The sequence below is a fragment of the Aeromonas enteropelogenes genome (assembly GCF_000819845.1).
Classification (GTDB): domain Bacteria; phylum Pseudomonadota; class Gammaproteobacteria; order Enterobacterales; family Aeromonadaceae; genus Aeromonas; species Aeromonas enteropelogenes.
Genome location: NZ_CDCG01000006.1, coordinates 50,836 through 70,788, shown reverse-complemented (window position 1 = coordinate 70,788; position 19,953 = coordinate 50,836). Strand labels below are relative to the sequence as shown.

Here is a 19,953-nt window from a genome sequence, read left to right as displayed (position 1 = left end):
GAGCCACCTTAATACTTTATTGTTGCCAAAAGCGCCGTGTTGCTAGGTCTAACCCTGCCCCAATAGCCCTCTGTCGTAGATTGACCGGTCGGGTTGATGGTAAAAATTTGTCTAGGAACACCATCAGCCGGATCAACGTTTGTTGACGTTAGGTTTCCAATGCCATGCACTGTTGGGGAGATATCGAGATCCCCGGTGATGTGCGTCCCGTTCTGCCAGCTGCCGAAAACACGCGCCGGGTCTGCCCCTCTGGCGTCATCAAACGCCCGAATGAACTCGCCGCGCACGTCGTATACCCGAAATGTCGAGTTGTCTGCATTGTCTGCACATACAATCGAGCCTGCTTGCCATGCAGCAGGCGCAACCATTCGACCGTGGTGCATTGCCCAGGCGCGCAAAGCGGCATAGGTTGTGCGAGAGAGGTTTTGCACGCCCGACTTGATGTAGCCTTGTCGTGGGGTCGGCTGTGTATCGAGCAGCAGGGCACCGAGATCCACCGAGGCATACCCCCGATAATCCGCCCCATTCTTGGTAAATACCTGCCATGTCATCCAACTGGCATAGTCGTCATGCCAGATCGGGCCGATGTTCGTTGCTGGTAACGCCGAGCCCGCGGCCAGGAATCTCTCCCCGATCACCGCATCCAGCCCCTCAGGTGTCACTGCGAGGGTGTTACTATTTCCGGCTAGCGCTTCCTCTACCGTGGCCAGTCGTACCATCCCTTGTTCGGTGGTGGTGGCAGATGGGTGGTTTCTCCCCTTGGCATGGTCTGCCAGCGCTTTCGCCATGTCACTGGCGCTTTGCTCCGTCTGCTTGCGAAGCGCCTCCAACGCGGCCCACAGGTCGGCAGACTCATTGGCTGGACGCTTGTCCGTGACGGTTGCGTTGGCTTCGACAACCCCCAGCTTGGCCACATAGTGGCGATAGCCGTTGCTGTCGGTGTAATCAGTCAGCTCTGTGGTGCTGGTCTTGAACTCGATATGGTTATCCCAGCGGCTCAGGATGGTGCCGGCGTGATGCACATCCACCCACACTCCGACCGGCTTGGCCCCAACCGTCACAGCCAGTTCAGCATCCAGCTGAATACGCAGGCCGCCGACCATGGCCACCCCCGGCTGCACTTTGTAGCTGCCCGCCTTGTTGATCAGCTTGAATCCGTCGCCAAAGAAGGCCGATGACCCGAAGCAGGCGATCGCTTGCAGGCGCAGCTGTTCGTCCATGCCGAGCAGGCGGGCGGAGTAGTCAATCTGCCAGGTGCCTGCCTCAACGGTGGTCACGGTGGCGGTGGCCGCCTGGTCGTACTCCATCAGCATCGATTTCACCAGGCTGTTGCCGGTGGTACCTGTCGCCTGGTCAGTCTTGGTTTTGGTCTCTCGCCCCTTGTAAACAATCATCCCGACCATGCCGCTGGCCTTGTTGATGAGATACATGGCATTGAATGAGAAGTTGCCCACTGTGGTATCCATCACGATGGAATACGCCACGGCGTTGTTGTTGATGCGGCCGCGCTGATCCACCGGATGGCGATGGACAATCTGCGCCTGCGGCGGCAGGCCGGTATTCGGGTCGATGGGGGCGGTGATATCCAGATTGGGAATATCCGCCAGCACGACCTCATCGAGCACCACTGGCACCTGATCGGTGAGGCAGCCTTGCCAATAGGTCTCGAATGCGTTGGTGATGACTTGGCTCATCGGGTCTCCTTGGTTTTCAGCGTTGCGCCATAGACGTGCTGGATCATCTGGATGTGTCCAGGTGCCAGCCGATATCTGGCTTTGTGCGGGGTGAGGCTGGCGGCAAATACCTCCTGACTCATATCAAACTGGCCATAGCCGATGTGACCGGCGACCGGGTAAACCACCTGAAAGCGATAGCGGCGGCAGGTGCGGCCATAGTGCTGGATCAGCGTCTCCATCAGCTTCTGGTTGTTGGCGATGCTGCTATCGGTCACCTCGATGGTGATGACGTCCCACGGCGCACCGGCTTGCCGTTCGTGGATGTCACACCAGCCGATGCCCAGGCGCTCGAATATGCGCTTGAATCCGGCGACCTCTCCCGCGTCACGGGCATTCACAAAGGCGAACTTGACCCGCTTGCGAAACAGCTCCAGCGGTTCAGATTCAAAGCGGGTAATGTCCCGCTCCCATGCCAGCAGGTTGAGCAGTGAGAGAGAGCAGGTCAGCGGGTCTTGCTCTGCCAGCGGCGCCAGCAACCAGCGCCGGATCGACTGCCAGAACTCCATGACACCGCGCGCCAAAAAGGCGGGTTCCTTCACGCCATCGGTGATGGTTTGGCCATCTTCCCACCACGGGGCAGACGCATTGGGCATGGCCGGTGCATTGGCGTTGTGATCTATGCGGGGTGAATCAGTCATGCAGGGTGACCTCCAGCGCGGTCAGACGCGGGATGGAGATCCCCGAGACGATATCCTCCTGCCCAAACTTGAGGCTCAGCAGGTGCGGGAACTGGCTATGCAGCTCTTTGCCCAGTTGTGAAATGGAGAATCTGGCCTGTGGCCACGTTCTGGTCACGGCCGGAAAATCCGCCGACTGGCGAAACGCCGCTTTTACCAGCGATTCCGCGCCCTGCTTGAGGGCGGCTTTCTGGTCGTCGTTGAGGTTGGCCACCGGCCACAGCTCCAGCGTGAGGCTGTGCTGGGTCTCCGGCATCGCCATCACAAAGAGGTCATCTCCGTGGCCATGGTTGCCCTGGCGGCCCACGTAGTCGTTAAGCTGGGCAATCAGGCTGGCCGGTGTGGCGCCCACCTCCAGCAGGATGTAGGCGTTGGCGGTACCTGGGCCCCGCGGCGCTTCATGCTCGAAGAAGATGTGATCGGCCCGAATGCCCGCGACGCTTGCCAGCATCGAGCGGTAAATGGCATCGATGTGATAGCGACCTACTGCCGAGAACTGGTTCTGAATGCGCAGCCCCAGCGCATCGTTGCTCTCGGCATCGGCCCCCTGGGTGGTGATCCACTCCTTGTCATCGTTACGGGCCGACAAGATGCCGGTGACCGGTTCGCTCAGCAGGTTGTAATAGCCCGGCGCCAGATTCCAGGCGGCGCCCGCGAACTCTGCCTCGCACACCACGCGAGCCACCGCTTCACCGGCAGGGCTCACCACCGCTTGCAGCGGCTTGACCCGATAGATGGTGCCGTTGATGCGCTCGGTGCTGATCCAGATATCGGCCGGGATGGTGGCTGCTTCGCTCGGGTTGGCCTTGACGAAGTTGATCACCCCGCGGGTCTTCTGGGCGCCCTTGCGGGTCAAGTCCACATCCCACGCCTTGAGGTCGAGATAGGCATCGGTGGCGGTAGCGGCAAAGGTGTTTGGCAGCACGTGACCTGCCAGTAGAGTGCGGATAAGCCAGAGCGCCGGGGTAATCACCACGCCGCGTACCAGCCGCCAGAATGGGCTCACATCGCTGTCGTTGGTGATAAGGGAGCCGGCGGCCTCGACCTCTTTCTTGAGCTCTGCCTCCATGGCCTGCTCGGTGGTCGGCACGCCGGTCTCGGCCAGCAGGGTCATAAAATCCACGTTGGGGCGCAGGTTCACAGGGTTACCTCCAGATCGCCAAATTCATAAGTGCGAGCGGTGACCAGTACCCGCTCGGGGGCTTCTTCGCTGATCACGATGGTGCCCGGCACCAGTCGCTCGTCGTTCTCAACCAGCAGCTCGATCTCGGTCATCACATCGGCGCGCAGGGTCGGGCTGCGCTCGCCAATCAGCTTGCGGGCCAGCCCGGACTCCATGATCCGGTGCTTGATGTCCTGACCGATGCTGTGGCGGTCTTGGGTGTAACGGGGCTGGCCACCGGCATCGAGCTGCCATGCCCCGTCTACCACCCAAATATCGATGTACTTGGCATCACTCATCACGGGGTCTCCAGCCAGGCGTTTTCGGCCATCTGCTCAGGGGTCATCGGGTTCTGGAAGTGGTTATGAACTTCCCCGATGCTCAGAGCTTTTGCCGGTTTCTGGTTGGCGCTGGTCGCGGCGGCGTTGGCCTGGATCAGCTGCTGGCCCAGACCACCGGACGGAATTCCTGAGCCATTGCTCCCTTCGCGATAGCGAGCGAGCGGTGCGTTGATGTTGGCAGGGTTCGGCAGGTTCAAGTCCGGCATCGATCCCGCTTCGATGTTGACGCCCGGGATCATGTTCAGCTTGTCGATCAGCCAGTCGATGGACTTGCCTAGCAACTGGAACACGCCCCAGTCAGAGAAGGTCTTTTTCAGGTCGTCCCAGTAGTAGATGACTGCTGCCACCGCACCAATCAGCAGCACGATGCCCGCCACGATAAGCCCGACAGGGTTGGCATACATGGCGATGTTGACGGCCAGCATGATGGCGCGAAACGATGCAAGGCCTGCTTTCAGCAGGTTGAGCGGGGCAATGATGATTGACCAGGCAATACCTAGCCCCAGCGTGGCCAGCTTGGCGATACCGGCAACCAGCATCCAAGTGCCGGTAACCATGCTCAAACCCACGATTGCCAGCGCGGCATAGCTGATCAGCTTGGTCAGGTTCGGAAAGAGGTGCGTCCAGCGCAGCACATCGTTGGCGCCATCTGCAAAGGCGCCCACCACGGCATTGATGGCTGGCAACACTACCCCGAACGCGGCGGCGCGAATGGCAAACCAGGCTTGCTCGACCCGCTGCCACTGGTCGGTCATGGCTGCGGCCATCTGTTCGGCCTTGCCCATGCCGTGGGTGTTGGCCAGCGCGTTGATGTTGGTGGCGAGTCCCTTGGTGTTGGTCATCAGGAGCTTGATCATGCTGACCGCCTCATCCGAGCCGAATGCCTTCTTGAGCTCGTCACCCTCGGCCACGCTCAGGGTTTCGCCATAGCGTGCCTTGAGTTTGTCCAGCACGGTGAGCACCGGCAGCATGTTTCCCGCTGCATCGGTGAATTGCAGACCCAGAGCCTTCTGGGCACCGCCCACACCAGCCAGAAACGCCTTGAACTTGGTACCGGCCTCGCCGCCGCTCATGGTGGCTTGCAGCTGGCCGAGCACGGCGAACTGTTCATCCATCGAGATCCCGGCGGCGGTGGCGTTGGCGCCAATTGCCCCGAACGCGTCGGCCATGCCCTGGCCTGTGGTCTTGAACATCTGCACCGCTGTAGCGGTCTTGCCTGCCAAGTCTTCCACCCAGTTGGCTTTACCCATCATCTTGGCCTGCTGCTCGAAGATGCCGTACATGGTGCCCATGTAGTTGGTGATGGTGGCGGTGTCGGCCTTGGTCGCCTTGGCCAAGGTGGTGGAGGCGCGGGTAAAGGCGGGCAACTCGTTACCCTCCAGCCCCGCGATCGCGGATTGGATATCGTAGGAGGAACGGACAATCTCGGTTGCCGATTCGCCGTACTTCACCGATAGGGCCAGAGCTTCGCGCCCCAACGCCCCGAGCACATCCTTTTTCACATCGAGCGAGGCCACTTCACCCAGCGCCCGATCCATTTCGATGGCTGGGCCCAGAGCAGACTGGATCGCCATGCCACCGGCGGCCACCGTGGTGGCCCCCATTGCCATGCTGCTCCAGCCCTGACGGCCTGCCTTGCTGACCTTGTCCATCTGGGCATTGATGCCTGCAAGGGGTTTGGTGACCTGATCCACCAAAGTCACCTGCATCATCAATTTTTCCATCCAGTTCATAGGCCGTTATCCGTTGAATGCTTTGGCGATGCCCTCGGCCACTGCGGCGGTGTGGGACTCTCTTACGTGCTTGTCTAACCAGATAGCGCGGGCCAGGCTGTCGATATCGTCATCGTCATGGGGCAGGTAGTGGCGCCGCAGCGCCAGCGCCTGCTCCAGGTGATTGCGCTCGATGGCCTCGGCGCGCGCCGTCAGTTTTTTACGGTGATCTCCAGATCGGGGGCGAACTGCTGGTTAATGGCACCCGCCAACTGCAGCGCCGCGCCCGGGCGTTTGAGCAGCTCATCGAGCGCCTCTTTGCTCTCCTGGCAGACGATCTTTTTCAGGTAGTTGTGGGCCGGCGCTACCTTGTCGCTTGGCATCATGTCGTTGATAAAGCCGTTGTAGGCCACCATGGTGGGGGCGAACTTCAACTCTTTACCGGCAACGTCCAGGGTGATGATGGGTGTGGTCATGGGGTGGTTTCCTCTTGTTCAATCCAATGGTTCAGGGTGTTGATTTGGGTTTGGCAGCGGCGCATGGCCATCTGCAGGGTGGGGATAAACCGCACGGCATCACCGTAGGTCGTCCCCGTGAATTCAGGTTCCGGGCAGTTTGGTACCAGCCCCGGCGGCGGTAGCCGCTTCACCACCTTGGTTTGCACCACGGTCTGGGGCTGGCTGGAGCAGGCGCAGAGCGCCAACAGGCAGAGGCTCACTAGCGCAGTTCGGGCGGCCTTCCGGTGGCGTGGCCAAGGCTTGTTGCAGTTCATCGGCGGTCTTCCTGTTCTGTTGGTCGAGATCGGCCAAGGCGGCGTTCTGGTGTTCAAGCAGGGCGCGCAAGCCCGATTCCTTCTTCGAGAGAGTTTCGAGGTCTTCGGCCATCAACTGGTTAGCCAACTGCAAGGTGCTGATGGTGCTGTCGGCATCAGCCAGCGCCTTGGTGCGTTCTTTTAGCACCCCATAGCCTGCTCGTATGGTTACCAGCAGGACCAGCACCAGTACGAACAGCACGTTGGAGAACAACTCCTTGAGGATGTTCATGCCAGCACCCCGCCGAACTCAGTGAACTTGGCCAGCAGATCAGCCAGCTTGTGTTCGCGCTGGCCATAACCGGCGCCCGGCAGGCTGGCCCAGATGTTGGCGCACTTGGCGATCGCTTGGCTGATGCGGCCCTTGAGCACATCGTCCAGTGCCTTGCGCTCGCGGATCAGCTGGATTGCCCAGGCATCTTGCGACTCGGGGCCAAAGTCCGGCAGGCCGAGCTGATCGCGGTAGTGGGCCCAGTGCTTTGACAGGTGCTGATAGCGGCCCGCAGCGGTGCTTTTCAGGGTCTGATTGACCTGCACCAGCACGTTCGGATGGGTGCGGTAGTCGGTGAAGAACCCCGCCGGATTGACCAGCTTGTTGTAACCGTCATCGCCCCGGCCCTTGGTGCCTTCTGAAAAGGCGATCATGTCGAGAAAGGCGGCCACCTGCGGGTGGCAGTTACTGCGCGGCATTGCTGTCTCCCTTCTTGTTGAACACCAACTTGGCCCGCTCGCGGATGATGTCTACCCCGAGCAGCCCCACCACACCGCCGATAAACGGGGCTGCTTCATAGGGGACGCCGAGCAGGGTGGTACCGGATGCGGCGGCCAAGGTGATCAGGCCGCACATGGTTGATTCGATCAGGCGGCGGCGCCCGCTGCCGCCGTCATAGGTGATGCGCATAAATGAAATGCTCAACGCCAGCAGAGCCCCGGAAACGGCGGGCCAGTTATCCATCAACCAGGCCAGCAGGGCAGCCCAGAGGGTGGGGTCTTTGTTTGGCATAGGGTTCATATCCCGTTCTCGTTATTGCCCGCGCCGTTCTGCGCGGCTCTTGCAGCTGACACACAGGCGCACACCCGGCACATGCAGGCGGCGCGCTTCCGGGATCGGATCGCCGCACTCCTCGCAGTGGTGCAGGCTCTCGCCCTGGTGGTGGCTGCGGCCTAGCTGGTTATCCAGCTGGGCCGCCAGCATCCGCTCGGCGTGTTGGGTGGCACGGTCGATCAGATCCATCCGTTAGCCCTTCATGTGGCGGGTGTCGTCTTCGGAGAGGTACGGCACGCCATTGATGTGAACGAAGTCGGGGGAGGTGACGAAACCCTTGATCTTGTGCACCCCCTTGCTGCCCCCCTTGGGGTCAACATCCAGCAGGTCAGAGATCTGCAGCTTCACGCCGAAGGCTTCCACCTTCATCTGTTCGTCGCCGGTGTCGGCGTAGAACAGCACATCGTCAGGCTTCATCCCGCGCCAGCTACCGGCCCGCTTGGCGGCATCGCTCAGCAGGGTGAAGTTCTTGGCATCGAGCTCGAACTCCAGCTCTGCGGCCACATCCCCATCGACATAGCCGTCAGGAATCCCACGGGTTTGCGCCACGGCGCTGTTGTCGGTGATGGATAGGCTGGCTTTCTCGACGTGCACCATGGCGCCCATCAGTTCGGTATCGAAGCTCTGGCCTGAAATGCGTCTGGTCATGGGTTAGCCCTCCCCGTTGTTGATGCTCAAATCGAGCATGATGTTGATATCGATCCCCTTGGGGCAGTCCACGGTGCGGACTTTCACGTAGATGGAGACGTGGTTTTTATCGATCCACTGGATGGTGATATCGCCGTCTTTGGGGGAGGCGATATCGCCCGGGAACGGCTTACCATCGATGGTGGCTGCCTTGGCCATGGTGCGCAGGTCTTTGCCAAAGTAGAGGATGGCGGCGGCCGTGCTGCCCGGGGTGGAGTTGAACGAGCGATCGCCGATTCGGGCAATGGCTCGTACCCGCATCCGGCGGGCGACCTTGTAGACCACCCGCAGGTTTTCGATCACCTGGTAGTCTCCGCCCTCGGCGTCCAGGGTGCGGCCATCGGCCCAGTAGATGCCGTCATAGTCCGGGTACCACATCGGCACCGAATAACGGTTCTGTTCCAGGGTTTGCAGGGTTGCCAGCGGCAGCTCGACCCCGTCTTTGTCCTTTGGCTTGTTACCCAGCCCAACCAAAGCGCCGGTCTGTACCCGGCAAGGTGTATCGGCAATGCTCACGGCACGGTTGCACAGGCGACCGGCATAGGCCCCGGCGAGGTTCGGCCACAGCTGCGGCAGTAGGGTGACGGATTCGGCCTTGATGCCATCTTGCAGCGCGACCAGCTTAGCCTCGTACTCGCTCCAGTCCTGGCCACCTTCTGCGGTAGTGACGATGCCCGCCACGACCAGCAGCATGAACTGCCATCGACCCCACTTGGCGATCAGCTCCTGGTTGAGGGCGTGGGCCGCGTTGATTTTCGCCTCGTCCCACTCCTGACCCAGTACCACACAGCCCTCGAATGATTGGGTCTTCTGGGCCTCACGGACGGCATCTTTCCAGTCCATGTCGGTTGGCTGCACAAAGGCGGCAGCCGTCCAGTTCTGACCGGCGTTGACCATGGCGGCTTGCAGGTTGGTTTTCAGCTCGCTGTCGGCCTCGCCCAGCAGCTTGTCGAAGTCGCTCTGGGTGTTGAGCGAAAGCAGCTTGCCGGTGTTGGTCGGCGCGGTGCCAATGAACAGCAGGTGGCGCTCGACTTCCGTCACGGGCCCCTGCATCTGGTTCAAGTTGTTGATCTGTACATAAGGCCACATGGCGTTATTTCCTCTTCATCTCTTGCTTGTTGACGTCCCAGCCGTAGTTGATGCTTTGCAGGGCACGGGCAAAGGCTTGCTCTCGTTGCTTGGTGTTGGCGCCGAGGAACGGGCGGGCTGGCAGCTCAATCTCCCAGCTCTCTTTCACCGGCTCGTCCTTGAGCTTCTTGATCAGCAACCCCGCTTGCGCGTAGTTGAGATTTCCGGTTATCCATCCGAGCGAGGCAGAGCGGTATGCCCGCTTGCGCTTGCCTGGACGCTTGAAGCCGAGCTCGCGCAGCTTGCGGGCCTGCGCCTTGCTTGCCTGCTTGTTCTTGCCGCCATCGCTGGAGGCGATACGGCGCCGACTGGCCGCGGTCACCTTGTAGGTGTGTCCCTTCTGGTGGGTGTTGGCGACTACCCCGGCATGAACATTCATCGAGCCCTTTTTGAACCCGAGTTCAGCCACGTCCTGGCTTGGCTCATGGATCACCAGCAGCTTTGGCAGGCCGCGCAGCATCTTGCGCTTGCCCCGTTTTCGTGGTGCCCAGGCATTGCCGTTGGGGTCTTGCTGCTGACGCACGTTGCGGGCGGCCAGCTTCTTCATCTCGTTGGCTGCTCGCCACACCAGCCGCTGGCGCTTCTTTGGCGGCAGGGCCAGCAGATTGAGCTGGTCTTTGCTGCGCTGGGTGTCGAGAGTGATGGTGATCATGACGGGTCACCGATCTGGTGATGACCGGTGTCACCGACGTTCATATCGATGTGGTCAGCTACCCAGATTTCATACGGGGCCACGTTCCAGCGTTTGCCCATCCAGTTGATGGGGCCCTTGGGGTGTTCGATCAGGCGCAGCGGCTCGGTAAAGGCGAGCTGGATCTCGAGATCGGCGGTCTTCTCATCGTTCGGGGTGACGGCGTATTCGGGATCGGCCAGCTCGAACTGCTCGCGAAAATCGTCATGCTCCTGCACCCAGGCGGCCACCGAGGCCAGCACGATGGCCGGATCCAGCTCGCGAAACGGCAGTTGCTCGACGGTGAACACCGCCTGATAGGTGAGCCATGCCACATCTACCCCTGTGGGGCCCATGTTCTTTGGCTCCAGCCGGATGGTGCCGTTCTCCATCCAGCTATCCAGATGCTTGTGGCACTTGGCTGGCAGCACCCGCAGGATCTCGGCGTGGAGAGCGTGGAGGAAATATCCCTGGGCCTGCTGTTCGTTCATGCCTTCACTCATATCAAGGACACCCCCGCACGGCGCTTGCCCTTGATACTGCGCACCAGTTGCTGACTCTCGGCCAGCAGCTGGGCGCGTTGGTCTGTGGATCGCTCCACCTGGTTGTTTGCGGCGGCCCGCTCGGTGACGCTGGCGAACTCCGGCAAGAGGGCCGCTTTGGCACGGGCAAACACGGCTGCCAGATACTGCTCTGTCAGCGCATTGGTGCCGCCCTCAAGGCTCGGCCCCGGCACCTCGGCGGCGCTGGCGTAGCCCTCGGCCATCAGCGCGGCCTGACGCATCTCCAGTTGCAGGTTGATTTCAGAGACGGCAGCCAGCAGGGCGGCGCTTGTGGTCTGTTGGTCGAGGTCGGCAGGCAGGGCGCGGCGGCGCTCGAAGTCAGCCACGGCCACATCAGGCCAAAACCCGTCATTGCGGATAGTGGCTGCGCTGTAGTCGATATCCTTGCCTGCAAACATCTCTGACCCTCTGTCGATTCTTGCCAATGTGAACACCACTTCCCCGATCACTCAGGTCGCCGATGACGCGGCGAGAAAAGGTGCACCCCTGAAGCCACGGATCACAGGATTCGGCGGTGGCCTTGCGGCTTGCCTATCCTCCCCGCCGGGGTGCGGTGGCGCGGAGAGTCTTATTGCTCCGGATTGAGCGCCCGCAGGCGCATGGCAATTTTTTGCAGCAGGGTGTTTACCCCCGCTTTGCGGTGCAGCTTCTCGGCCTGGATCAGCCAGTGGGCTGCTTGTTCCAGGGTGGCGCTGTCACCCACTGCGCTGGGGCGTGGCTGGCCGTCCTGGTCGCGCAGCAGCAGGCAACCCGCAGCCTTGAACCACTTTGCGGTGAGCTTCTCGTTAAGGCGCCACTCGTTGCGCACCTTGTCGAATACCCTGGAGAACCATGGCTCGACGGCATGCCCCTCGGCCGCTTGCTTCTCGGCCCACTCCAGCACGGTGTCGGCCACGAAGGTGGCCCAGTCGCGCTTGATGTTGTTCGGGGTGCGCTGTCCTTGAGTGATGGCGAGCTCGGCCCAGGCGATGCCGGTGTCGAAGTCGCCCACATCGAAGGCCCAGATCACCAGCCTTTGAAACAGCTCGTTCTGGTAGGACTGGCCGGACTCGGCCACGCTGGCCAGATACCGCTCCACATAGGGGCGGTATTTGGGCATCAGCTCGTCGCGTTTCATGTTCACCCGGTCCCCAATGCGGGCCAGCTTGCGCAGGCGAACGATGTCCTGCTCCAGGGCAATCATTTGCAGGTGCAGGCTGTCAGCCACCGCACCGGTGGCCACGCCAGTGCAGGCGGCCTGTTCGGCCCCCTGCATGGCATGAACTCGCTGCTTGTGACGTTGACCGGGTGAGCTCATGGTTTACGCACCCGCTTCTGCGGGAGCGGCAGGAGCAGCACCGATTTCGATGTCTGCCTCTTCAAAGCCGCCATAGGCCAGGTGCTCGCCCAGGGCATAGCCTTCCATCCGCCAGTACTGGTTATCGAAGCACTTCTTGTCCTGGTTATCTTCGGCCTTGCGGTTGCGGGTGCCGCGCTGGGTGTAGCAGTGCAGGTTATCCAGAGTGGTGACCACCATCCGCTTGCCCGGGAAGAACGGGGGGATGTAGGCCTTGCGACCGGCAATCGACTCTGCCAGCTTCTGGGCGGCGATCTGCTCGCTCGGCTTGGTGGCTTCGCTGTAGAGCTTGGCCTGAGCCGCTGCTACCAGATCGGTACCAACCAGCACCACCAGACGCGGGTCTTGGCGGAACAGCGGATCGATGGTGGTGTTAATCAGGTCAGACGCCATTTCATCCAGGGTCTTGTAATCGCCCTTGCCGTCCGGGTCGAAGTAGATCTTCTTACCCGCTTCCGCCTTGATGATCTGGCTGCCGCCGTTCCACTCGCGGGCGATCTGGTGCCAACCCTTGTTGACGTCTTCACCCAGCGGATGGGCCGCAGGGTCGGTGGTCTCTTCGGCAGATACGCCGTTCCAGCCGACCCGCAGAATATCGAGGGCGAATGCAGTGTTGATGAACTCACCGACCAACTTGATGAACTCACCCTCGCTGCCAGCGTTGGCCCAGACGCATAGGGTCGCCCAGTCCAGTGATGCGCAGGAGTCGGTCTCGGTCAGCTCGTAGGTGTTGCCAGCCACGCCGATCTTGCCGTTGAAGCGGCCATCTTTCTTGCGGCCAGTAAACAGCTTGCCGATGCCGACTTGCACCACCTGGCCCTTGATCTGATCCACATCCATGCAAGTGATGAGGCTCAGGAACTCGACAGAGGCGAGAAGGCCAGCACGCAGGCCAGTTTCCACTGGGCCGGAGATGACGCTGAACTGTTTGTCCAGCGCGTTGACTGGGATGCCATAGGTCTTGGCCAAGGCAGCACTGTATTTTTCGAGGCGCTGACGTGCCTGGACGGTTAGGGTCTGACTCACGGTCGCTCCTTAATATGCGGTGGGGGTATCGTCACCGCCGAGCGCATCAGGTCGTTGACCCGGCACTTCAACGGAGAACTTGTCGATCTGGCCTTTCAGCTCACTGACGGTGGCGGCCAGACCAGTGATGGTCTCGTTCAGCTTGCTGAACTGGTCATCAGTGACTTTGTTTTTGTCGCCTTCGTCTTTCGGTTCAGTCACCGGATCGGTCTTTACTTCCGGTTTGGCATCCAGCTTCGCGCTGAAGCTTGCGAACTGGGCACCAAGACTGGTCAGAGTCCCGTTCAGCAGTTCGAACTGTTCTTTGGTCATTTCCTCATCCTCTGGATGGCTGGGGGTTGGTTTTGATTCAGGTTCACCATGGCTGGCCATCAAGCTGAAGAGCTTGGTCATAAAGCCATCCGGCTTTTCTTGTTTGGGCAGCTTGAGCATGGAGAGATCCAGCGGTTCGCTGGTGCCGATGACTTGGCCCTTGCTGCTCTTGCTGAACTTGAGTTGGGTGGTGCCGGTGCTGGCAGGCTGGTCGGTGACGCCCAGACCAATCAGATAGGTGCGGCCCAGATCGGCGAATTGCTCGAACGGCTCGATGGAGCAGAACTGGTACTGGCCGTTTTGGTTCCAGTAGACAAGATCCCGATTAGGGCAGAGTACGGCGAACAGCTTGAGCTTGCCGTCTACCTCTTCGGTCTTGAGTGCTTGCACCGTGCCATAGCTTGACCAGCGATCATGTTCTGGCCAGATGACGGCGGTGTAATAGGTCGGGTCGTAGGTCTCGGCCATGTCGACCAGCCATTCGCGAGTTATGTCTCGTCCATCCACCGCTTTGCCTTCGGTGGCGATACAGACAAAGCCAGTTCTCAAGGTTGATTCGTTCATGCCTGCTCCCAATTGATACGGGCTCAGGCTATCGGGTCGGCAAGGGGTATTCATCCGGTTGTGTTCAAGGCAATTCGGATCCGTGGGGATATCCGAATTGGTTGGAACATCAGGGCGATAAGTGGGGGCGGGGGGCTGGCTATGATGGCGCCATCATTCACAAGATGGAGGCGCCGTGGCGTATCCCGAAGAGATCCGCAATGCTGCGCGGGGGCTTTATCTTAAGCGCTGGACACCCCAGGAGATCAAGGACGAACTTGGCCTTAACTCCTGCAGGGTAGTCTACTTCTGGGCCGAGAAGTACGGCTGGCGTGACCTGCTGACCGAAGAGGCGGTGGAGGATGCCATTGCCCGCCGCCTGCACTCTCTGCTTGGCCGAGAGAAGAAAACCCCCGAAGAACTCGACGAAATCGACCGACTTGTCGGGCACCATGTCAGCCTGAAAGAGAAGGCTCTCAAATGGGCCGAGCGCCAGCAGGCGCTGACCGCCCGCCGTGAATCCGGTGACGAGCCAGCCCCCGACCGTTCCCCGCGCAGCAGGGGCGGGCAGGATGGCGGAGGCCGTAAAGGGAAGGGTGGCAAGAAGGGCAAGAACGAGATCGGCCACCTCACCGAGGCAGACTTTGCCGAGTGGCTTGGTACCTTGTTCGGCTATCAGCTGCGCTGCCGCGAGGCCAAGAACGACCCGGCACTGCCACGCACCCGTAATATCCTGAAATCCCGTCAGGTCGGCATGACTTACTACTTCGCCGGTGAGGCGCTGGAAGATGCGGTACTGACCGGCGGCAACCAGATATTCCTGTCAGCCACCCGTGCCCAGGCGGAGGTGTTCCGCTCCTACATTTGCAAGATTGCCCATACCTTCCTCGGCGTCACCCTGACCGGTAACCCCATTGTGCTGTCGAACGGGGCCGAGCTGCACTTCTGCTCGACCAACTCCAACAGCGCCCAGTCCCGTTCCGGCAACGTCTACATCGATGAGTATTTTTGGATCCCCAACTTCGAGAAGTTGTCGGACGTGGCCAGCGCCATGGCGACCCAGAGCCGCTGGCGCAAGACCTACTTTTCAACGCCATCGAGCAAGGTGCACGAAGCGTACCGGTTCTGGACGGGGGATCGCTGGAAGGGCCAGCGCCCGAGCCGGGTGGCCATCGATTTCCCTGGTGAAGATGATCTGCGCGACGGCGGCCGCATCTGCCCCGATCGGCAGTGGCGTTACGTCATCACCATCGAGGATGCCATTCGCCTTGGCTGCAACCTCATCGACATCGAGGAGCTCAAGGACGAGTACCCCGAAGAGGTGTTCGATCGCCTCTACATGTGCCGGTTTATCGATGATGCCCTGTCGGTGTTCAAGTTCCAGGATATGGAGCGGGCAGGGGTGGACCCGAGCCGGTGGGAGGACTACAAGCCCGGGCGGCCTGACCCGTTCGGGCGGCGTGAGGTGTGGATGGGCTACGACCCGAGCCGCACCCGCGACAACGCCACCCTGGTGGTGGTTGCCCCGCCCATGGTCGCCGGTGAGCGGTTCCGTGTGTTGGAAAAGCACTACTGGCGCGGTCTCAACTTCCAGTTTCAGGCGCAGGAGATCGAGCGCATCGCCAAGAAGTTTCGGGTCACCTATCTCGGGGTCGATGTCTCCGGCATCGGCTCCGGGGTGTTTGACCTGTTGAAGCCCACCTTCAAAGGGGTGTGCCACCCCATCAACTACAGCATCGAGAGCAAATCGCGGCTGGTACTCAAGATGATCGATGTGGTGGAGGCGAACCGCATCGAGTGGGACGGCTCAGATCGGGATATCCCGCTGGCGTTCCTCGCCATCAAGCGCAGCACCACTGGCGGCGGCCAGATGACGTTCCGTGCCGCTCGGGACAATGTGACCGGACACGCTGACGTGTTTTTTGCCATCGCTCACGCAGTGGCCAACGAGCCGCTCGATACCAACCGCAAACGTAAATCCACCTGGGTAACCAGCAAGAAGGCCGCATGAAAAACGATATCAGTCACATAACCCAAGAGCACTTTGATGGATGGTTAAAATCCCTGTTTGGCTATCAACTTCGTTGTCGTGATGCCAAGAACGACTCGGCATTGCCGCGCACCCGAAACATCTTGAAAGCCCATCAGGTCGGCATGTCTTACTACTTCTCCGGCGAAGCGCTGGAAGATGCTGTGCTGACCGGTGACAACCAGATATTTCTCACCAGCACCCCAGAGATGGCTGATGTTTACCGCGAACTCGTCCGCTTTATTGCCCAGAGATTCCTCGGTATCACCCTGACAGACAGCAGCCCCATCATCCTGTCTAACGGGGCCGAGTTGCACTTTCTCTCGCTCGATTCCCACACGTTCGCTGGCAAGGCTGGCCATGTCTATGTCGATGAATACTTTTGGTCTGAAGACTGCGGAAAGATTTTATCTCTTGCCAGTTCCATGGCCATGCATAAGCGCTGGCGCAAAACTTACTTTTCCACAGTATCTGATCGCCGCGGTACAGCAAGACAGTTCTGGTCTGGTGAAACGTGGCGACACATGAACCTCACCCAGCGACTTAGGATCTATTTTCCCGGGAATGATGAGTTGCGAGACGGCGGCCGCATCTGCCCTGATCGGCAGTGGCGTTACGTCATCACCATCGAGGATGCCATTCGCCTTGGTTGCAACCTCATCGACATCGAGGAGCTGAAAGACGAATACCCGAAAGATGTGTTCGAGCGTCTCTTTATGTGCAACCTCTATTCACAGGAATAACAATGACCAAACGACAGCAAAAAACGTCCCAGCAGGTGGCCACCTCATCCCCTCGGCCATCTGTGATGTTCAGCACGGCGGAGGCCATCGACCCCACGGCCTGGATGACCGATTACACCGGGGTATTCTTCAATCCCTATGGGGAATATTACCAGCCGCCCATCGACCGCAAGGGGCTGGCCAAGGTGGCGCGGGCCAATGCCCACCACGGGGCGATCCTGATGGCGCGCCGCAATATGGTGGCGGGTCGCTTCACCACCCAGCGCAATGTCATCACCGCCTATGTGCACAACTACGTGCAATTCGGTGACGGTGGCCTGCTCAAGCTGCGCAACGGCTTTGGCCAGGTGGTGGGGCTGCACCCGCTTTCCAGCGTCTACCTGCGCCGCCGGGCTGACGGGTGCTTTGTCTATCTGCAGCAGGGCAAGCCTAACCTGGTTTATCGGCCGGAGGATGTGATTTGGCTGGCCCAGTATGATCCAGAGCAGCAGGTCTATGGCATGCCCGACTATCTGGGCGGCTTGCAGTCGGCCCTGCTCAACCAGGATGCCACCCTGTTCCGCCGCAAATACTTCCTCAACGGCGCCCACATGGGGTTCATCTTCTACACCACCGACCCGAACATGGACGATGAAACCGAGGAGGAGATGAAGCAGATGATCGCCAATTCCAAGGGGGTTGGTAACTTCCGCTCGATGTTCGTGAACATCCCTGAAGGCAAGCCGGACGGCATCAAGCTGATCCCGGTGGGTGATATCGCGACCAAAGACGAGTTCGCTGCCATCAAGGGGATCACCGCCCAGGATGTGCTGACGGCCCACCGTTTCCCCGCTGCGCTGGCCGGCATCATCCCGACAAATGGTGGCGGCGGGCTTGGTGACCCCGAGAAGTATGATGCCACTTATGCCCGCAATGAGGTGTTGCCGCTGTGCGAACTGGTGCAGGACTCGATCAACAGTGCCGGGCTGCCCCGCGCGCTGTGGGTCGATTTTCGGGAAACTATCGGGTCGGCTGTATAAATAAACAGTGCGTTATGGCATAATAGATCGTTGATTTATAAGAGAAAGGGGGATGTGATGCGGGTGTATTGCAAAGAGTGTGGCCAACGTGGTCGCATTACCAAGACCAACAAGCTCAGCCCTGATGTTTCTGACCTTTATTGTCAGTGCACAGATGCAGAGTGCGGCCACACATGGGTTGCGTGTCTCTCTTATTCGCATCCCCTGAGCCCTTCATCGAGAACGGCGAGCCAGTTGGTACTGAACCTTGTTGGTTCACTCACGCCAGAGGGGCGGCAAATGGTACTGAACGGATTGAGGGCGCAATAGCGCCCTCTTTGTTTCTGGTGATGTCTTAGTGTTTGGCTGGCCGCTGCGACATTTTTATCTAAGCCTTGGTATAAAAGATCAGTATTGAGAGAGGGCCTGCTCGGCTTCGATATCTTGATCGGTACAGGCCTTGATCATGACCCACCCCCCTATCTTTCCCATCCTGTCGGCGCAGGAGTCCAGAATCTTTTCGTACTTTGCGTATTTCTCTTGATTGCTCACTATAGCCTGTCTCGCTTCAATATTCTGGTCGGCACAGGCTTTGACCATATTCCAGCCGAATTGCTTGGTTGTTCTGACGCAGAACTTGACGATCTTCTCATGGGGCTGGTAATTGGCATTTAACAGCTCATATGCTTCCAGATCCTGGTCCACACATGCTTTCACCATGGTGGCACCGTATTGGTTCATCTGGTCTTTACAGCGATCGATGACCGCTGTTTTTTCGGTATCACTGATGGCCATGGCAGAGGTGGCCAGCAACAACAGGCTGGCTGCAGCAACGCGTTTCATATAATTGTTCTCGTTTGGGGTTGAAACGGTATGCTATCAAAGCAGCACCTTCCTTGGCGCGTGACCGGACACATTTCGCGATTTTCGCCATTACAAGGCCAGTGTCTTGTCGCCCTGGGTGTGCCAGCACGATGCTTGTCCCTTGAATGTACCACCGCATCCGGTCGGCAATTTACAGTCGCAGTGCTGGCAGGTCTGTGTTTTCAGCTTGGCCTCCTGCTCCAGCCACTTCTCCCAGTCGCGGCGGATCAGTGTGCTGATGTACTCGTCGGCGGAGTAGGGTTTACCGCTGCCAGCCCGAGCGATGCGCAGCGTATCCAGCTGCTGGCGCTCCCGTTCTGAGAGCGCCACCTCCACCCGCTTGATACCGAGAGCCGCCCGTCTTGCCCGCTGGGCCTGCTTGCGCTTGGTAGCGTCATTCATCCCTTGCCCCCTTCTGTCTTCCCCATCCGCAACGGCGCCACAAGTCCGGAATGACGATCAGATAAAACAGCACATGGCCGATCAGCCATATGATGCCGAGCGGGTCGATATGGACGCTCATTGCCACACCGCCCTTACCACCATGGCATCTTGCTTGGCCCACGCCCGCCAGCTGGCGATCGTGGCCTCTGTCTCTGGTAGGTCAACCGCCGGATGGCAGTACACCACATGGGTGACGGTTCCGCGGTCGTTCTGCTTGGTGGCCGTCACTTCCCTGATGGTACCGAAGCGGGTGATCACATCACCTAGTACCGGATATTTGCGTGGGTCTCTCATGCTGACGCCTTGATGGCATCCGCCAGCGTAGTGAACTGAACGTTGGCAGGGGCCGGAGTTACCTCAAGCTTTCCTGTGGCTGACATTCCTTGAACCATCCGCAGGATCAGGGCCCAGTCATCTTTTTTGGTATTGACGAAATAGGTAACGCCATCAGATTCAAACGCTAAACACAGTGCATCGATTTTCATGCTTCGCCCCCTGCCTGTTGCTGAGCCATCGCTTGCAGCACGCCCAGCGTCATCATTACATCAGCCAGTGCACGGTGAGCTTGGCCGTCAGTCACAACCCCTTGCTGGGCAGCGGCAGCTGTCAGGCGCTGCCAACGATATGAGCCCTTGTAGTCATTCCAGTCGCCATAGAACTCGGCATAGGCCAGCATTGCGCAATGACCCCCCGCGTTGGCAGTAACCGGCTGTAGCCCATAAAGCGCCGCAGTCTGAGCCATCAGGCGCATGTCGTAGTCAGCGTTGTAGATGACCAGCGGCTTGCAGCTGACAATCCGGCACACTTCATCATGGATGTCTGCCCAACTCGGGGCGGTAGCCACCATGTCATTGGTAATGCCATGGATGGCGGTGGCCTCTGCCGGGATCGGTTTTTGTGGCTTAACCAGGGAATCAAAAACCACGCCCCCAAACTGGTCGATGATGCTGATCTCTATTATCTCGGCTTGGTCATCAAGCCCGGTGGTCTCGGTGTCCAAGATTTGGCAGTTCAGAAGCCAATTACATACCTGCTGTTGTACGGTCATCGTTTTAGTCTCCATCTACTATTTGATATCTGTTCTAGCTACTAGCCATGACTGCCGCGCTACGCTTGCCGGCCATCT

General features: G+C 59.7%; 30 protein-coding genes. 4 read left to right on the top strand and 26 right to left on the bottom strand.

Features of this window, described 5'->3' with window-relative positions:
* Window positions 1-8: 8 nt before the first annotated feature.
* From BN1123_RS21620 to BN1123_RS02825, 20 genes are all read right to left on the bottom strand, one after another.
* Window positions 9-1,694, bottom strand: a complete 1,686-nt coding sequence (locus BN1123_RS21620; RefSeq protein WP_052449237.1) for a phage tail-collar fiber domain-containing protein — start codon at window positions 1,692-1,694, stop codon at window positions 9-11.
* Window positions 1,691-2,374 carry a phage tail protein gene (locus BN1123_RS02910; protein WP_042025253.1) on the bottom strand — a complete coding sequence of 228 codons (684 nt, stop codon included), beginning with the start codon at window positions 2,372-2,374 and terminating at the stop codon, window positions 1,691-1,693. The genes BN1123_RS21620 and BN1123_RS02910 overlap by 4 nt, the downstream gene beginning before the upstream one ends.
* Window positions 2,367-3,554 (bottom strand): baseplate J/gp47 family protein, encoded by a 1,188-nt coding sequence (locus BN1123_RS02905; RefSeq protein ID WP_042025252.1) that lies wholly within the window; start codon window positions 3,552-3,554, stop codon window positions 2,367-2,369. The genes BN1123_RS02910 and BN1123_RS02905 overlap by 8 nt, the downstream gene beginning before the upstream one ends.
* Complete coding sequence (locus tag BN1123_RS02900; RefSeq protein WP_042025251.1) at window positions 3,551-3,874, bottom strand: DUF2590 family protein; 324 nt, start codon at window positions 3,872-3,874, stop codon at window positions 3,551-3,553. Before BN1123_RS02900 ends, BN1123_RS02905 begins: the two co-directional genes overlap by 4 nt.
* On the bottom strand, window positions 3,874-5,649 hold the full coding sequence (locus BN1123_RS02895; protein ID WP_042025249.1) for a phage tail tape measure protein: 1,776 nt from the start codon (window positions 5,647-5,649) through the stop codon (window positions 3,874-3,876). The genes BN1123_RS02900 and BN1123_RS02895 overlap by 1 nt, the downstream gene beginning before the upstream one ends.
* 6 nt (window positions 5,650-5,655) lie before the next feature.
* Window positions 5,656-5,790 (bottom strand): DUF6890 family protein, encoded by a 135-nt coding sequence (locus BN1123_RS21990; RefSeq protein ID WP_412149462.1) that lies wholly within the window; start codon window positions 5,788-5,790, stop codon window positions 5,656-5,658.
* Window positions 5,791-5,840: 50 nt separating this feature from the next.
* Complete coding sequence (locus tag BN1123_RS02890) at window positions 5,841-6,104, bottom strand: putative phage tail assembly chaperone (protein ID WP_029299933.1); 264 nt, start codon at window positions 6,102-6,104, stop codon at window positions 5,841-5,843.
* Window positions 6,101-6,346 carry an Rz1-like lysis system protein LysC gene (gene lysC, locus BN1123_RS21795; RefSeq protein WP_224212330.1) on the bottom strand — a complete coding sequence of 82 codons (246 nt, stop codon included), beginning with the start codon at window positions 6,344-6,346 and terminating at the stop codon, window positions 6,101-6,103. Before lysC ends, BN1123_RS02890 begins: the two co-directional genes overlap by 4 nt.
* The gene (locus tag BN1123_RS02880) at window positions 6,228-6,671 is read right to left on the bottom strand and encodes a phage protein (RefSeq protein ID WP_042025246.1); all 444 of its coding nucleotides are present in this window, start codon (window positions 6,669-6,671) and stop codon (window positions 6,228-6,230) included. The genes lysC and BN1123_RS02880 overlap by 119 nt, the downstream gene beginning before the upstream one ends.
* Window positions 6,668-7,129, bottom strand: a complete 462-nt coding sequence (locus BN1123_RS02875) for a glycoside hydrolase family 24 protein (protein WP_042025245.1) — start codon at window positions 7,127-7,129, stop codon at window positions 6,668-6,670. Before BN1123_RS02875 ends, BN1123_RS02880 begins: the two co-directional genes overlap by 4 nt.
* Window positions 7,116-7,442: a phage holin, lambda family gene (locus BN1123_RS02870; RefSeq protein ID WP_019838947.1), complete on the bottom strand. Its 327-nt coding sequence runs from the start codon at window positions 7,440-7,442 to the stop codon at window positions 7,116-7,118. Before BN1123_RS02870 ends, BN1123_RS02875 begins: the two co-directional genes overlap by 14 nt.
* A gap of 21 nt (window positions 7,443-7,463) precedes the next feature.
* A complete protein-coding gene (locus BN1123_RS02865) occupies window positions 7,464-7,673 on the bottom strand; it encodes a TraR/DksA family transcriptional regulator (RefSeq protein ID WP_042025244.1) in 210 nt (69 codons plus the stop codon).
* A gap of 3 nt (window positions 7,674-7,676) precedes the next feature.
* Window positions 7,677-8,132 carry a DUF2597 family protein gene (locus BN1123_RS02860; protein ID WP_019838945.1) on the bottom strand — a complete coding sequence of 152 codons (456 nt, stop codon included), beginning with the start codon at window positions 8,130-8,132 and terminating at the stop codon, window positions 7,677-7,679.
* Window positions 8,133-8,135: 3 nt separating this feature from the next.
* Window positions 8,136-9,260, bottom strand: a complete 1,125-nt coding sequence (locus tag BN1123_RS02855; protein WP_042025243.1) for a DUF2586 domain-containing protein — start codon at window positions 9,258-9,260, stop codon at window positions 8,136-8,138.
* Window positions 9,261-9,264: 4 nt separating this feature from the next.
* Window positions 9,265-9,951: a phage virion morphogenesis family protein gene (locus tag BN1123_RS02850; protein ID WP_042025241.1), complete on the bottom strand. Its 687-nt coding sequence runs from the start codon at window positions 9,949-9,951 to the stop codon at window positions 9,265-9,267.
* Window positions 9,948-10,472, bottom strand: a complete 525-nt coding sequence (locus tag BN1123_RS02845; RefSeq protein WP_172401207.1) for a phage tail protein — start codon at window positions 10,470-10,472, stop codon at window positions 9,948-9,950. Before BN1123_RS02845 ends, BN1123_RS02850 begins: the two co-directional genes overlap by 4 nt.
* Window positions 10,469-10,930, bottom strand: a complete 462-nt coding sequence (locus tag BN1123_RS02840; RefSeq protein ID WP_042025240.1) for a head completion/stabilization protein — start codon at window positions 10,928-10,930, stop codon at window positions 10,469-10,471. The genes BN1123_RS02845 and BN1123_RS02840 overlap by 4 nt, the downstream gene beginning before the upstream one ends.
* 170 nt (window positions 10,931-11,100) lie before the next feature.
* Window positions 11,101-11,829 (bottom strand): phage terminase small subunit, encoded by a 729-nt coding sequence (locus BN1123_RS02835; protein ID WP_042025238.1) that lies wholly within the window; start codon window positions 11,827-11,829, stop codon window positions 11,101-11,103.
* Between the two features lie 3 nt (window positions 11,830-11,832).
* The gene (locus BN1123_RS02830; RefSeq protein WP_042025237.1) at window positions 11,833-12,894 is read right to left on the bottom strand and encodes a phage major capsid protein, P2 family; all 1,062 of its coding nucleotides are present in this window, start codon (window positions 12,892-12,894) and stop codon (window positions 11,833-11,835) included.
* A 9-nt stretch (window positions 12,895-12,903) separates the two neighbouring features.
* Window positions 12,904-13,770, bottom strand: coding sequence for a GPO family capsid scaffolding protein (locus BN1123_RS02825; protein WP_042025236.1), 867 nt, complete (start codon window positions 13,768-13,770; stop codon window positions 12,904-12,906).
* A gap of 175 nt (window positions 13,771-13,945) precedes the next feature.
* On the opposite strand from BN1123_RS02825, the gene BN1123_RS02820 reads away from it, so the two are divergent.
* Genes BN1123_RS02820 through BN1123_RS20660 form a run of 4 tightly spaced genes read left to right on the top strand, consistent with a single transcriptional unit; the run spans window position 13,946 to window position 17,849 of the window.
* The gene (locus BN1123_RS02820) at window positions 13,946-15,760 is read left to right on the top strand and encodes a terminase large subunit domain-containing protein (protein WP_042025234.1); all 1,815 of its coding nucleotides are present in this window, start codon (window positions 13,946-13,948) and stop codon (window positions 15,758-15,760) included.
* Window positions 15,757-16,521 carry a terminase large subunit domain-containing protein gene (locus BN1123_RS02815; protein WP_052449236.1) on the top strand — a complete coding sequence of 255 codons (765 nt, stop codon included), beginning with the start codon at window positions 15,757-15,759 and terminating at the stop codon, window positions 16,519-16,521. The genes BN1123_RS02820 and BN1123_RS02815 overlap by 4 nt, the downstream gene beginning before the upstream one ends.
* A gap of 2 nt (window positions 16,522-16,523) precedes the next feature.
* On the top strand, window positions 16,524-17,540 hold the full coding sequence (locus BN1123_RS02810) for a phage portal protein (RefSeq protein ID WP_042025233.1): 1,017 nt from the start codon (window positions 16,524-16,526) through the stop codon (window positions 17,538-17,540).
* A gap of 57 nt (window positions 17,541-17,597) precedes the next feature.
* Window positions 17,598-17,849, top strand: coding sequence for an ogr/Delta-like zinc finger family protein (locus BN1123_RS20660; RefSeq protein WP_082037449.1), 252 nt, complete (start codon window positions 17,598-17,600; stop codon window positions 17,847-17,849).
* 78 nt (window positions 17,850-17,927) lie between these two features.
* Here BN1123_RS20660 and BN1123_RS02805 read toward each other — a convergent pair whose 3' ends face one another.
* The 6 genes from BN1123_RS02805 to BN1123_RS02785 form a co-directional block, all read right to left on the bottom strand.
* Window positions 17,928-18,362 (bottom strand): hypothetical protein, encoded by a 435-nt coding sequence (locus BN1123_RS02805; protein WP_042025231.1) that lies wholly within the window; start codon window positions 18,360-18,362, stop codon window positions 17,928-17,930.
* A gap of 90 nt (window positions 18,363-18,452) precedes the next feature.
* Window positions 18,453-18,785, bottom strand: a complete 333-nt coding sequence (locus BN1123_RS02800; protein ID WP_042025230.1) for a hypothetical protein — start codon at window positions 18,783-18,785, stop codon at window positions 18,453-18,455.
* Window positions 18,778-18,906 (bottom strand): hypothetical protein, encoded by a 129-nt coding sequence (locus BN1123_RS21890; protein ID WP_268746118.1) that lies wholly within the window; start codon window positions 18,904-18,906, stop codon window positions 18,778-18,780. Before BN1123_RS21890 ends, BN1123_RS02800 begins: the two co-directional genes overlap by 8 nt.
* Window positions 18,903-19,121, bottom strand: a complete 219-nt coding sequence (locus BN1123_RS02795; RefSeq protein WP_042025229.1) for a hypothetical protein — start codon at window positions 19,119-19,121, stop codon at window positions 18,903-18,905. The genes BN1123_RS21890 and BN1123_RS02795 overlap by 4 nt, the downstream gene beginning before the upstream one ends.
* The gene (locus BN1123_RS02790; RefSeq protein ID WP_042025228.1) at window positions 19,118-19,312 is read right to left on the bottom strand and encodes a hypothetical protein; all 195 of its coding nucleotides are present in this window, start codon (window positions 19,310-19,312) and stop codon (window positions 19,118-19,120) included. The genes BN1123_RS02795 and BN1123_RS02790 overlap by 4 nt, the downstream gene beginning before the upstream one ends.
* The gene (locus tag BN1123_RS02785; protein ID WP_156130338.1) at window positions 19,309-19,875 is read right to left on the bottom strand and encodes a 3'-5' exonuclease; all 567 of its coding nucleotides are present in this window, start codon (window positions 19,873-19,875) and stop codon (window positions 19,309-19,311) included. Before BN1123_RS02785 ends, BN1123_RS02790 begins: the two co-directional genes overlap by 4 nt.
* Window positions 19,876-19,953 lie beyond the last annotated feature (78 nt).